This window comes from Streptomyces sp. NPDC051567, from assembly GCF_044454165.1.
Lineage (GTDB): Bacteria > Actinomycetota > Actinomycetes > Streptomycetales > Streptomycetaceae > Streptomyces.
Genome location: NZ_JBITDK010000055.1, coordinates 1 through 12,601, shown reverse-complemented (window position 1 = coordinate 12,601; position 12,601 = coordinate 1). Strand labels below are relative to the sequence as shown.

The following is a 12,601-nucleotide window of genomic DNA, read 5'->3' as shown; positions in this document are numbered from 1 at the left end:
CCTGCTGCTCGAACAGTTCGGCTGCCTCCAGCCGCACCGATTCCCGGCGCCGACGTCCCGCAGGAGTCAGCCCGCCCCCATCCGCATATTTCACACACCACGGATACACCCACCCACCCACACCCATCAGGAAGTTCGGACGGAATCACCCCAACGAGCTGAAGTCAGTATCCGTAAGGGCACTGGCTGGTGTGCGTGGCCGGTGCACGCACGGGATGTCGTGCGGGGTGAGTGTTCGTCAGCCATCTGGTGTGAGCGTGTTCTCCACCGGCCGGTGCAGAGTGAGGACGAATGGCCTCGGTCTCGCGAGCGGCCATTTCCACTGGACCGGAAGTTCGTTATGGCTTCGCGGGAGTCTTGCACAGGGGTGCGAAGGCAGTCGTACTGCCGCGCAGGACCGCAGGACGGGCGAGTGCCCGTACGCCCTGTTCGGTGAGGGGCTCTTCACTTTTCACAGGAAGGCAGGCGAGCATGGCATCCCTCTTTCGTGAGGACGCCGAGATCCTGATCGCTCTCGAACCCGTGGCGGGCCGGGCGCTCGATGACCACCTGAGGCATTCGCCGACGTGGTATCCGCACACCTATGTGCCCTGGAGCCAGGGGCGTGACTACGAAGGGGTGTACGAGGGGAAGCCGTGGGAGCCCGCGCAGTGCCGGCTGAGCGCACCCGCGCGGGACGCGCTGGTGCACAATCTGCTCGCCGAGGAGAACCTGCCGAGTTACCACCGGGTGATCGCCCGGATGTTCGGCATGGATGGGGCCTGGGGAACCTGGGTCAACCGGTGGACGGTTGAGGAGGGGCGTCATGGCATGGCGATCCGGGACTACCTTCTGGTCACCCGGGCCGTCGACCCGGTCGTTCTCGAAGAGGACCGTGCCGCGCACGTCCAGCACGGCTGGGACACCGACTACCGCGACGATGTGGTGGCCTCCCTCGTCTATGTCGCCATCCAGGAACTCGGGACCCGGGTCTCCTACCACAACACCCGCCGACTGTGCGGTGAACCCGGCTGCGAGGCGCTTCTGCAGCGCATCTCCCAGGACGAGAACCTGCACATGCTGTTCTACCGCACCGTGCTGCAGGCGGCGATGGAGCTCTGCCCTGACCGGGTCCTTCAGGCCGTGGCCCGGGTCATGGCGGACGGACGTGGTCCGGGCCACGCCGCCCCCGGCCACACCCGTCTCCTGAACTCCATGGTCCAGTCCGGGATCTTCACCCCGGTCACGTACCACGAGGAGGTGCTGCAGCCGTTCACCCGGGCCATGCGGGTGTTCGAGGCCGGAGACCTGGGACCCGCGGGTGAACAGGCCCGGGAGCAGATCGCGGGGATGCTTGAGCACCACGCCGACCGGGCACGCCGTTTCGGTGAACTCTCCGAGCGTCTGCGGCTGGCGGTGAAGTGACCGCGCCCGCCGTTGCGCCTCGGGCAGGGCGGGGCGTACCGCGCGTCAACACCGCTCCCGGCGAGCTGGATCACTCGTACCGGTGAACACTGCGCCCTGAACGGCATGAGGTACCGGGCGCTCAGCGGCCGACCGGAACCGGGCACCGACCCATTCGGACGGCGTCCGTCCGTGCGCCACGACGGGCCCCGCCCCAGGTGCCGTGTGCTCAGGTGGTGACGGAAACCGGACAGTGGCCGACGGCCCGGTGCTGGATCGCGGTGTACCGAGGGCTGCTCGGTACCACGGTTTAAGGATGTCGAGCATGTACGAGAAAATTGGTCAGCTGCTGACCGAGAAATTCGGTGTGGACCCCAGGGCGGTGACCCCCGACGCCACCTTGCGCTCGCTGGGCCTGGACTCGATGTCGCTGGTCGAGATGGCCGTGATCATGGCCGAGGAGACAGGGCTGCTGGCAGAGGGGCTTCATATGGATGTCACGCTCGCCGAGGCGGCGGAGCACTACCGTGCCGCAGCCGGATCGGCGAGGTGACAGGGCAGTGGCCGTCCTCCGGGACGGGCCCGGCGGTACCCCGCCGCGAAGTGCCTCCGGACCGGCGCTCAAGGATGTGGAGACATGGCGCTCGCACCGGGACCGGTGAACGCGCACATCCGTCGCCACGATGATGCGGGGGCGGTCTGTGTCAGCCGGACCGTGCCTCGTCCCGACCCGTCGGCGGAGCCGGTACTGATCATCGGCGGCCTCACGGACGACAGGGACTCCTGGCACCGGCACGAGCGTGAGATCTGCGGTTTCGCCACCCTGTTCACGCTGGATCTGCCGGGATACGGCCCTACGCAGGCCCTGCCGGGCGGGCAGGACCTGGCCTCACTCACAGCAGTGCTCCACCAGGTGCTGGCGGAACTGACCGACCGCAAGGTGACCCTGGCCGGCTACTCCTTCGGCACGGTCATCGCCCACCGGTATGCCTCGCTCCATCCCGACCGGGTACGGCGCCTGGCCCTGTTCGCCCTGTTCGACCCGGCGCGAAGCCAGGACAGTTCCGCGCGTCTCACCCGCTTGGTGGAGCTGTTCGACCGAGGCCGGGTGGACGCCTTCGCGAGGGAGACAGCCTCCGTGATCCGCTCGCTGGACCCCGGGAGCGGGCCGGAGAAGCGCATGATGCACGCGTTGCTGCTCCGGGAGTTGCGCACCGGCCCCCGGGAGTATCGCAACGCCCTGGCGAACACGGTGCGTCTGATGGCCGGGCCCATCGACCTCACCGTCGCCCTCGCGGTACCGGTACTGATCGTCACCGTGGAGCACGACACGTACTCCACCCCCCGGTACGGACGCCGCCTCGCCGATGCGCTCGGAGCCCGCCACGAGGAAGTCTCCGGGGCGGGCCACGCGCTTCCGCTGGAGCGGCCGGATGCCTTCTGCCGCCTGCTGTACGAGTTCAGTAAGGCCCCCGTCCCGGCCACGCCGCCCGCGGAGGTCGCCGCACGGATGCCGGGCGACCCCTCTTCGCCGCGCCCGCGGTCCTGACCCGGAAGGACGTCAACGTGCCCGGTCACACACCCCGTGCCCCCGCACTCCCACGGTCCACCGGCTCCTGGACAGTGACGGCGGACACCCCGGTGGTCTTCCAGTGGGAGTACGCCCAGCAGGACGAGCACACCCTGCGGCTCTACGCACAGGGCAAGGAACGGCAGTGGAACGCCGCCACCGACCTGGACTGGACACACCGGATGGACCCGGCCAACCCGCTGGGCCTGCCCGACGGGTTCGTACCGGTGTCCGGCACCCCGCTGTGGGAGCGGCTGCCGGAGGCGGAGCGTGCGGTGCTGCGCCGCCACACCCAGGCGTGGTCCTACTCGCAGGCGCTGCACGGTGAGCAGTTCACCCTGATGGGGCTGAGCCGGATTCTCGCCGCGACCGAGGACATGGACTCCAAGCTGTTCGCCGCCACACAGCTGATGGACGAGGCCCGTCATGTCGAGGCGTTCAACCGGCTGCTCACCGAGCAGATCGGCATCCGCTACCCGGTGTGTGACGCACTGCGGGGCATCTTCGACGATGCCCTGAGCGTCTCGCATCCGGACTTCTACTGCATCGCCGGACTGATGCTCGAATACATGGCCCTGGTCATGCTCACTACCCAGCGGACGTACCTCACCGACCCCCTGGGCCGTGCCTTCACCACGAACGTCGCCCGGGACGAGGCCCGTCATGTCGCCTTCGGCCGCAGCCTGCTCCGGGAGAGGATTCACGGCCTGACCGGCACCGAACTGCGCGAACGCGAGGACTTCGCCCTCGAATGCTGCCGCGTCATCCACGACGGCCTCTCCTTCGACGATGTATGGGCCACCCTTGGACACGGGCCGGAAACGGCACGGGCCGCACACCGCTCCCTGCCCGAGGCCGCGCGCCGCTCCCACACCTTCCGCCAGATCATTCCCGCCCTCCAGGACGTCGCACTGTTCGGGCCCCGGACGCGCGCCGGACTCGAAGCCATGGGACTGCTGCGCTACGCCCGGCACCGTCTGCCGTCCGGCGTGGACACCGACGAGGCCGAACGGCGAAGGCGCCGCGAGGACATCGCGGCGATGACCCGCCTGGCGACCGCGCCGGAGTCCACCCCCGGCGTATCCGCGCCGGCTTCCGACCGACCGTCCCCACTCACCGAAAGCGATGGCTCATGACCCTCCACACCGGCCGCCGTGCCGACCATCTCCTCGCCGAACTGGAGCCGAGCGTCGCCCGGCTCCTCGACCGGCACCTGGGCGCCGCGCGGGAGTGGATGCCCCACACCTACACACCGTGGAGCAAGGCCACCGACTACGACGGCCCGCTCGACGGGCAGCCCTGGCAGCCGGAGCAGTCGGCCCTGCCCCCGGCCGTGCGGGACGCGTTCATCGTCAACCTCCTCGCCGAGGACAACCTGCCCAGCTACCACTTCGAGATCGCCACCCGCTTCGGACGGGACGGCGCGTGGGGCGCCTGGATCCACCGCTGGACCGCGGAGGAGGCCCGCCACGCCGAGGCACTGCGCTCCTACCTGCACGCCTCCCGCGCCATCGACCCCGTGGAACTCGAACGCCTGCGGATGCGCACCGTACAGAGCGGCTACGCCGGCGTTCAGCCGAGCATCGCCCACGGCATCGCCTACGTGACCGTCCAGGAACTGGCCAACCGGGAGGCCCATCGCAACACCGGCGCTGCCTGTGGTGACCGGCTCGGCGAACAACTGACCGCACGTATCGCGGCCGACGAGAACCTCCACATGCTCTTCTACCGGGACTTGCTCGCCGACACCATCGAGCTGACTCCGGACACCGCCGTCACCGCCCTGGCCGACGTCATCTGCGGCTTCCAGATGGCCAGCGCCGTCATCCCCGGCTTTCAGCAGCGCGCCCAGCGCATCGCCGCCGCCGGGATCTACGACCTCGGTATCCACCGCGAACAGGTCCTCCTCCCCCTGCTGCGCACCCTGCGCATCATGACCCGCACAGATCTCGGTCCCACCGGTGAACAAGCACGTGACCGCATCGGTCACCACCTGGAGCATCTCGCCACCAGGGCCGAGCGGTTCAGCCGGCTGTACCGGAGACTGCAAGCCGTCCATGCCCGGCCCGCACCCTGAGCGCGGCCCCGTACGCCAGGGGCCGATCAGACAGTGGTGAAGACCAGCGCCGCGTTCTGACCGCCGAAGCCACAGGACAGTGTCACGGCGGCATCCAGGACAACCGGCCGGGGGGTACCGGTGACGAGGTCGATCTCACGGCCTGCGTCCTGGTGCCGCAGATTGGCCGTGGGAGGCACCCGCTGATGCCCCAGTGTCAAAACCGTCACCGCGGCCTCGACCGCTCCGGAGGCACCCAGACTGTGCCCCAGTACCCCCTTCGAGGCGGTCGCCGCGGGCGGGCTCCCACCGAAGACCCGCAACAGTGCCAGAGCTTCGGCACTGTCCCCGGAACGGGTGGCGTTCCCATGCGCGTTGACATGACCGATGTCGCCGGGCGAACACCCGGCGTCGGCCAGCGCGGCCCGCACGGCGGCCTGTGCTCCAGCCCCTTCAGGGTGCGGGGCGACCGGATCGTGGGCGTCGCAGCTCGCGCCCGCACCCCGGAGCAGGGCCCGGACGGGCGCACGGCGTACCCGGGCGTGGTCCAGCCGCTCCAGGACCAGGACCGCGGCACCTTCGGACAGGACGATGCCCTCCCGCTCCCGGTCGAAGGGACGGCACGCACCGGCCGGGTCTCCCGTGCCACGCGCGAGCAGACCCATCTGGGTGAAGCAGGTGACGGCCATCCGGGAGCACCCGGACTCGGCCCCGCCGGCCAGCACGATGTCGCAGCTGCCGGCCAGGAGAAGATCGCGGGCGACCGCGATCGCGGTAGTGCCCGACGCGCAGGCGCTGGCCACCGTGAAGCTGGGGCCGTGTGCTCCCACGTCGATGGCCAGTTCCGCCGCCGCCATGCTGGGCGTGGAACGGGGCAGCGCCCGGGGAGAGACCAGATCGGGCCGGTCCCGCCCGAGCCGGATGAACTCCTGTACGTAGGTGTACAGGCTGTTGCTGGCGACCCCGAGGATGACGCCGACCCGGGCGGACGGCCAGCCGTTCGGTTCCAGGCCGGCGTCCTGGACGGCGCGACGCCCCGCGGCGATGGCGAGCTGGGCGAAGGGGTCCAGCCGGCGGGCGCGCAGGCGGCCGAGTTCCGCATCGGCGTCGAAACCGGTGACGCGGCAGGAGATGTCCACCGGCAGTCCGGTGAGACCGGGGTCGCGACGGGCGAGGCCGCGGCCCTGACACAGCACGTCCCAGGTCGCTTCGGCGCTGTTCCCGGCGGTGGTCAGCATGCCCAGCCCCGTGACCGCGACGACAGCGGAGCGCACTCCGGGACCGGCGAACGGGGAAAGGGCGGGTACGCCCAGCGTGGCAGCAGCCTGCGGCGGCACGGAGTGCCGCCCCGGCACCGGGACCCCGGCCCTCACACCGCTCACGTCATCCACTCCTCAACGCATCACCACCGCGCCTGGCCAGAACCCCCTGCGCCGAGGTCCCCAGCGGGCAGCAGAAGTCCGGGAGCGTGGGGCCCCTGGCCGGAGTCACCCTGGCCGGAGCGCGTCCGGCCGCTCTGGGGAGCACCGGGCTAACGACGCTCCCACACCCCAGGTCACGCCCCTGGCACAGGCCTCCAAAGGCCCGGAACGGCCGAGGCACCGGTGTCACGGCAACGCACCGCCGTCCACGGACGGCTCCATCAGCAGAGAAGAGGAGGACTGTGCGCAGCACGGTATTTGTCGTCGGGGCAGGACGCAGCGGGTCGACCGCGCTGTCCCGTATCGTCAATGAGCACCCGGACGTTCTCAGCCTCAACGAACTGCTGACCTCGGTCGGCGAGAACGGTATCCCCGAGAGCCGCCTCAGCGGCAGGCGATTCTGGCGGCTCCTCGCCGACCCGCACCCGCTCTTCGAGACCATGATCCGCAGCGGGGTGCCACTGCCGGAATTCCTCCATACCCGGGGTACGGGCCGGTTCTCGGCACAGACCACGGGAATCCCCGCCCTGGCCCTCATGGTTCTGCCGCACCTCACCGACGACCCGGACAGCCTGTTCGACGCGCTGGAGGCCGATATCAGCAGGTGGCCCGAACGCACCGCGCCGGACCACTACCAAGCACTCTTCGACGCGCTGTGCGAACGGTTCGGCCGGAGCGCCGTGGTCGAACGCTCGGGCCTCTCCCTCCCCTGGGTACCACGCCTGCGCACCGCCTTCCCCCAGGCCAAGTTCGTCCACCTGTTCCGCGACGGACCCGACTGCGCCCTGTCCATGAGTCGGCACGTGGGGTTCCGGACCACCCTCCTGCTCCGCGAGATCCTTTCCCTCACCGGCACCCACACCCTGAGCGAACTGACCGAAAGCGACATCCAGTCACTGCCGCCCGACCTCGCCGCACTGCTCGGGGACCGCTTCGACCCCGCTCTGATCCACCACCGCACGCTGCCACTCAGCGCGTTCGCAGCCATGTGGTCACAGCTGGTGATACAGGGCACAGCCCATCTGCGCACGTTCCCCGCGCACCAGCGCACTACCCTCGCCTACGAGGACCTGATCGACGCCCCCCGCCGGGAACTGGCACGACTCGCGCACTTCATCGGTGTCGCCCCCCTCACCACCTGGCTGGACACTGGATGCTCCCTCCTGGACACCGGCAGACGCGGAGCCTCCCTGCGCTTGCCCGTAGACGACCTCGCCACCCTCAAGAAGTGGTGCGCCCCCGGCACACTCGCACTCGCAAGCCGCTGAGCCACAGTACCGACAGGGCCCGCGGCGGCCACTCGGCGAAGGCGCCGCCCGGCCCGTTCACGGTAAGGGACCCAGCAGACGGGACATCCGGCTCCGGCTGGTTGCCGGCACACCGAGGTGTCCGATGACATGGACGTCCGGAAACGAAAGGCATGGGGTCTCAGCCCGAAGCCGACGGCGTGCCGCCGGTGTCACCGGCGGTCGGCTCCGGAACGGAGGTGGCTGCTCCGGTCACTGTTGCTGCCCGCCGGGGCGGCCCGTGTTCACAGTCTTGCGATGAGGCATCCGAGTGTGATCAGGGCTGAGAAGCTGTTGTCTTTCCGAGAGTGGCGGGTGGGTTTCCGCTGGTCAGGCGTGGGCCCGGTCTTTCGGTGGCACGGACGAGATGTCGTGTCGTCTTTCGGTGGAGGTGCCGGATGCCGTCGGTGATGGGGTTGTTGGAGGAGCGTGAACGCGCCGCTCGGCAGCGGGTGGATGTTCTTCAGGCTGAGCTGCGGGAGGCGGAGGCCGTGTGGGAGCGGTTCGTGGTCGCCCGGGAGACGGTGGCCGAGGTCCTGGCGGAACCTGGCGGAGGCAAGGCGGTGCCTGTGGTCGTGGTGGCCGACGGGCGGCCGGCGCGGGTTGTGGGTGCGGTGCCCGGTTCAGTGGTGCCGGTGTGGCGGGAAGGGCTCGATCCGACGGTGCTGGCACCGGACTATCAGCAGCTCATGGACGCTCTGGTCAGCGGGAACGGGCCGCGTGCCGGGGCGATGGACTGTCGGCAGCTCGCTGTGGCGGTCGGGCTGGAGCCGGTGCCCGCGAAGGTGGAGGGCGTGCGGTCGAAGGCCAAGCGCCTGGCCGCGCGGGGATGGCTGGCGGAGAAACGTCCGGGGATGTTCAGTGCCGTCGCCGGGCGAGGCGGCGGCTCATGACCATGCTCATCGACCACAGGATCATCGCCTCGGCACTGTCGGTGCGGGCTTCGTAGTCGCGGGCCAGTCGGCGTGAGCGCATCAGCCATGCGAACGTGCGCTCCACCAGCCATCTTTTCGGCAGGACGACAAAGCCCGCCGTGTCGTCGCTGCGTTTGATCACTGTCAGCGCGATCCGCAGCACGCTGCGGGCGACGGCGAGCTGGCCGGTGTAGCCGCCGTCGGCCCAGACCAGCGTGATGTGCCAGTGCCGCTCGCTGAGTCGGGCCAGCAGTGTCTGTCCTGCGTCACGGTCGGTGACGGACGCCGCCGTGACCATCACGGCCAGAAGCAGACCGAGAGTGTCCACCACGATGTGACGCTTGCGGCCGTTGGCCTTCTTGCCGCCGTCGAAGCCCCTGGTCGCGGCCGGCACCGATGCGGCGCCTTTCACCGACTGGGCGTCGATGATGCCCGCCGTCGGCTCCGGGTCGCGGCTGGCCGCTTCACGGATCCGGTCACGCAGCCGGTCGTGGAACTCGGCCGTCAGGCCCTTGTCGCGCCAGCGTCGGAAGAAGGCGTAGACGCGGTCCCACGCGGGGAAGTCCGCGGGCATCGACCGCCACGTGACACCGCCCGCGACCAGGTAGCGGACCGCGTCGACCATCTGCCGGTGGCAGTAACCCTCCGGCTGCCCACCCCGGCCCTCCAGCCAGCCCGGCACCGGCAGTGCGGCACGGACCCCGGCCCATTCCGCATCCGTCATGTCCGACGGATACCGGGGCTCCCGGCCCGGACGATCGCTCGCATTCCCGTACACGTGGGCGAGGCAGTCACACGACCGGGAAGGCGAGTTGGACGACGGGATGGACAGCACGGAAGACTGCGGCACCAGGGCCTCCTGACGCTCGAATGGATTCGACACCCACGAGCTGTTCGGGAGGCCCTGCCTTCATGCCCGGACCGTCGGAAGATCACCCCGCCGGGCAACCACACTCGAACTCATGCCCACCATGCTCGATAGAGCAACGGCTTCTAAGGCTCTGATCTGGTCTGATGCGTCTAATCAGCTCCGCATCGGCTACGGACGGCGAGCCGGATCAGTCCCCCGCAGCGCCAGACACCCGGCCGGGTGGCCGGGGCACACGGCCGGTGGGCCTGGGGTTCAGTAGGTGAGGGTGATGCAGCCGTTCCTGCCGCCGGTGCCAGCGGTTCCGGGGTTTCCCGGTGTGTCGAGGTCAGGGCCGCCGTTCCCGCCGTTCCCGCCGCCGTTCCCGCTGCCGCTGCCGCTGCCGCCGCTGCCGATCGGGCAGGTAGCCGGTACCGGAGGCGCCGCCGCGCCACCGGTAGCGCCAATACCGCCGGTGCCGCCGGCAGGTGCGCCGCCGTTGTAGCCGCGCTCGCCCTGGTCTCCGTCGTTTCCGGCGCTGTCGCTGAACTGGGTGCCGCGGCAGGTGGAGCCGCCGAACAGGCCGCAGCCGTCGCCGGCCTCGCCCTCGTTGCCGCCGGCTCCTGGCTTTAGAAGGCCGCCGCCCACGGCCAAGTCGGGCAGGGGGCCGGTCCCGCCCCCGCCGCCTCTGGTCTCGCCGCCGCCGGCGGCGGATGCCTGGGTGGTCCCGCTGACGGCGAGGGCGGACCGGCCGCCTTCGGTGCCGTTACCGCCGTCACGGCCGGTGGAACCGAGGACGCCGCCGAGCCCGGCAGCACCGCCGCCACCGCCCTGGCCGCCGGTACCGACAGCCAGCGTCAGGATCTGGCCGGGGGTGACGGTCAGGGTGCACGCGACCCGGGCACCGCCACCCCCGCCGCCACCGCCTCCGCCACCGCCCCCGCCGAGCCCGCGGAAGAGCACGGTGCCGCTGCCGCCACCCCCGCCACCGGATCCGCCACCACCTGCCGCCACGAGGATCGTGGTGATGCTGGTGACGCCGGCCGGGACGGTGAACGTGCTGTCGGCGGTGAAGGTCTCCGTCGTGGCCGCGGAAGCGGGGGTCGCCTGGATCAGGGGTGTGACGAGGGCGCCCGTCAGACTCAGGGCCCCGACTGCCGCCCGCAGGACCCGGGATCGGCGGACCGACGACCGCACCACATCGCTCGTGTATTCACTCATGCACTCACCGTGCGCGAAGGATGCGTGCGCCACCACGCCAGCAGTCCGTTCGAGTGTTCAATCAAGGAGTCGGAGGTATCAGGGGAGATGCTGAACGGAAAGGGGCTCCGTGGCAGGACATCGGCGTGATCCGCTGGCACGAACGGTTCGGGAAGGACCGCGGCGACGGCCCGGACGGCGAACGGTAAACCCGGTGCCGCCGTGATGGCGGTCGTGGGAGGGTAAAGGTCGGGCCGTCGCCTCGGATCGCTCCGGAGCAAGGAGTCTATGGCGGCCTTGAGAACGATCAGTCCCGGTGCGTTTCACGGGGTTTCGGCTGGCCGGACCGGCGGGACTGCCGTCTGGTGATGCGCCTGGTCATGATCGTGATGGCCGCTCAGGTGATCAGCGACTCGGAGTGGGCCTTCATCACCCTCATGTCGCGCCGCCCGGCCTGCCCTCGCCACCAGACGGAGGCGTTGCCGGACACTCTCGCAGCCGCCTGAAGGCCAAGGCGCTGCCGTCGCCGTTCGGAACGGCAACCATCGACGCCCAACCGAACGGCAAACGGGATCGCCACAACCCTCCCACGCCCGTGACCTGCGAAAAGAGGATGTGAAACAGCTTCTGAACCAGGCCAGCCAGCACACAAGGCGGCAGGCCGTCCCCGACTACCTCCCCGCGCGGGCGGGGACGACCGGCTCATGAGGAGCGTCCGCATGATCAGGTCCGGAGAACCCCCGCGTGGGCGGGGACGACGCGCCGCACGGCGCTTTTGTGTTCTGTCTCGTCGGAACACCCCCGCGTGGGCGGGGACGACCCGCGCCGCGGCCCTGGCCGCCGGGGACAGCCCGGAACACCCCCGCGTGGGCGGGGACGACGGTCAGACCCCTGCGGAGCGGCCCCCCGAGGGCGGAACACCCCCGCGTGGGCGGGGACGACGGCGACCCCGGCGCCCACCGGCTCCGTACCGTGGGAACACCCCCGCGTGGGCGGGGACGACAGCACCGCGACCAGCGTGATCGTCCTCGCGAGCGGAACACCCCCGCGTGGGCGGGGACGACTGGCACCCAGACGGTCACTCGGTGGTCTGCCTCGGGAACACCCCCGCGTGGGCGGGGACGACGGGTCTCCACATCGACCTCGACCTCAGGCTGCAGGAACACCCCCGCGTGGGCGGGGACGACGACGCCACCGAGGATCACCTCTACCCGGTCGCGGGAACACCCCCGCGTGGGCGGGGACGACGTGCGGGACCCGAACGTGGTCTGCTTGAAGTCGGGAACACCCCCGCGTGGGCGGGGACGACGTGCGGGACCCGAACGTGGTCTGCTTGAAGTCGGGAACACCCCCGCGTGGGCGGGGACGACGCGTGGCAAAGTTGTTCGGGCATGTAAAAGGAAGGAACACCCCCGCGTGGGCGGGGACGACGACATCCGGGGCCTGGCCGACTGGCCGGAGACCGGAACACCCCCGCGTGGGCGGGGACGACAGGAGTGGACGCGGCTGGACGCAGCGCTCCGGGGGAACACCCCCGCGTGGGCGGGGACGACGGCCCGTACAGCGGCCAGGGCGTAGGACTCGCCGGAACACCCCCGCGTGGGCGGGGACGACCCCGGGCACCCGCGCACCAGACGCGTCCGGGACGGAACACCCCCGCGTGGGCGGGGACGACTGCTGTCGGTTTCTGCGGTCGTCGGCACGCTGAGGAACACCCCCGCGTGGGCGGGGACGACCCTTCCGCGTCCGGCTTATGCGTCGGCGGGGTCGGAACACCCCCGCGTGGGCGGGGACGACCCGCCCCGCACACCCCGCAGGTGGAACGGCGACGGAACACCCCCGCGTGGGCGGGGACGACACTTCCTGACCTGGGGTGTTGTTACGGGATCATGCCGTTTTCCTTTACCTGTTTCAGGGCAGCTCC

Annotated in this window: 11 protein-coding genes and 1 CRISPR repeat array; of the genes, 8 read left to right on the top strand and 3 right to left on the bottom strand. The window is 70.4% G+C overall.

Translation table 11 applies throughout. The features are described from left to right. Nucleotides 1-471: 471 nt before the first annotated feature. The 5 genes from ACIA5F_RS30685 (at nucleotide 472) to ACIA5F_RS30665 (ending at nucleotide 5,030) form a co-directional block, all read left to right on the top strand. Complete coding sequence (locus ACIA5F_RS30685; RefSeq protein ID WP_399358699.1) at nucleotides 472-1,404, top strand: acyl-ACP desaturase; 933 nt, start codon at nucleotides 472-474, stop codon at nucleotides 1,402-1,404. 304 nt (nucleotides 1,405-1,708) lie between these two features. After that, entirely contained in the window at nucleotides 1,709-1,936 is a 228-nt protein-coding gene (locus ACIA5F_RS30680; protein WP_399358697.1) for an acyl carrier protein, read from the top strand. A gap of 84 nt (nucleotides 1,937-2,020) precedes the next feature. Then, nucleotides 2,021-2,932, top strand: a complete 912-nt coding sequence (locus tag ACIA5F_RS30675; protein ID WP_399358694.1) for an alpha/beta fold hydrolase — start codon at nucleotides 2,021-2,023, stop codon at nucleotides 2,930-2,932. A gap of 17 nt (nucleotides 2,933-2,949) precedes the next feature. Next, nucleotides 2,950-4,089, top strand: coding sequence for a ferritin-like domain-containing protein (locus ACIA5F_RS30670; RefSeq protein ID WP_399358692.1), 1,140 nt, complete (start codon nucleotides 2,950-2,952; stop codon nucleotides 4,087-4,089). Continuing rightward, nucleotides 4,086-5,030 carry an acyl-ACP desaturase gene (locus tag ACIA5F_RS30665; protein ID WP_399358690.1) on the top strand — a complete coding sequence of 315 codons (945 nt, stop codon included), beginning with the start codon at nucleotides 4,086-4,088 and terminating at the stop codon, nucleotides 5,028-5,030. Before ACIA5F_RS30670 ends, ACIA5F_RS30665 begins: the two co-directional genes overlap by 4 nt. Before the next feature lie 26 nt (nucleotides 5,031-5,056). Here the strand turns inward: ACIA5F_RS30665 and ACIA5F_RS30660 are convergent, their stop codons facing one another. After that, on the bottom strand, nucleotides 5,057-6,283 hold the full coding sequence (locus ACIA5F_RS30660; RefSeq protein WP_399358701.1) for a beta-ketoacyl-[acyl-carrier-protein] synthase family protein: 1,227 nt from the start codon (nucleotides 6,281-6,283) through the stop codon (nucleotides 5,057-5,059). Between the two features lie 389 nt (nucleotides 6,284-6,672). On the opposite strand from ACIA5F_RS30660, the gene ACIA5F_RS30655 reads away from it, so the two are divergent. Then, the gene (locus ACIA5F_RS30655; RefSeq protein ID WP_399358688.1) at nucleotides 6,673-7,698 is read left to right on the top strand and encodes a sulfotransferase family protein; all 1,026 of its coding nucleotides are present in this window, start codon (nucleotides 6,673-6,675) and stop codon (nucleotides 7,696-7,698) included. Nucleotides 7,699-8,114: 416 nt separating this feature from the next. Continuing rightward, a complete protein-coding gene (locus ACIA5F_RS30650; RefSeq protein ID WP_399358685.1) occupies nucleotides 8,115-8,609 on the top strand; it encodes a hypothetical protein in 495 nt (164 codons plus the stop codon). On the opposite strand, the gene ACIA5F_RS30645 is transcribed toward ACIA5F_RS30650, so the two are convergent. Together ACIA5F_RS30645 and ACIA5F_RS30640 are read right to left on the bottom strand one after the other, a co-directional pair. Continuing rightward, on the bottom strand, nucleotides 8,575-9,354 hold the full coding sequence (locus ACIA5F_RS30645; RefSeq protein ID WP_399358683.1) for an IS5 family transposase: 780 nt from the start codon (nucleotides 9,352-9,354) through the stop codon (nucleotides 8,575-8,577). The two genes, ACIA5F_RS30650 and ACIA5F_RS30645, sit on opposite strands and share 35 nt — an antisense overlap. Nucleotides 9,355-9,753: 399 nt before the next feature. Beyond that, nucleotides 9,754-10,698, bottom strand: coding sequence for a hypothetical protein (locus ACIA5F_RS30640; RefSeq protein ID WP_399358680.1), 945 nt, complete (start codon nucleotides 10,696-10,698; stop codon nucleotides 9,754-9,756). A 347-nt stretch (nucleotides 10,699-11,045) separates the two neighbouring features. Between ACIA5F_RS30640 and ACIA5F_RS30635 the strand changes: the two genes are divergently transcribed. Next, nucleotides 11,046-11,183, top strand: coding sequence for a hypothetical protein (locus ACIA5F_RS30635; protein ID WP_399358678.1), 138 nt, complete (start codon nucleotides 11,046-11,048; stop codon nucleotides 11,181-11,183). A gap of 164 nt (nucleotides 11,184-11,347) precedes the next feature. Continuing rightward, nucleotides 11,348-12,535: direct repeats of the CRISPR family, unit length 28 nt; unit sequence GGAACACCCCCGCGTGGGCGGGGACGAC. Nucleotides 12,536-12,601 lie beyond the last annotated feature (66 nt).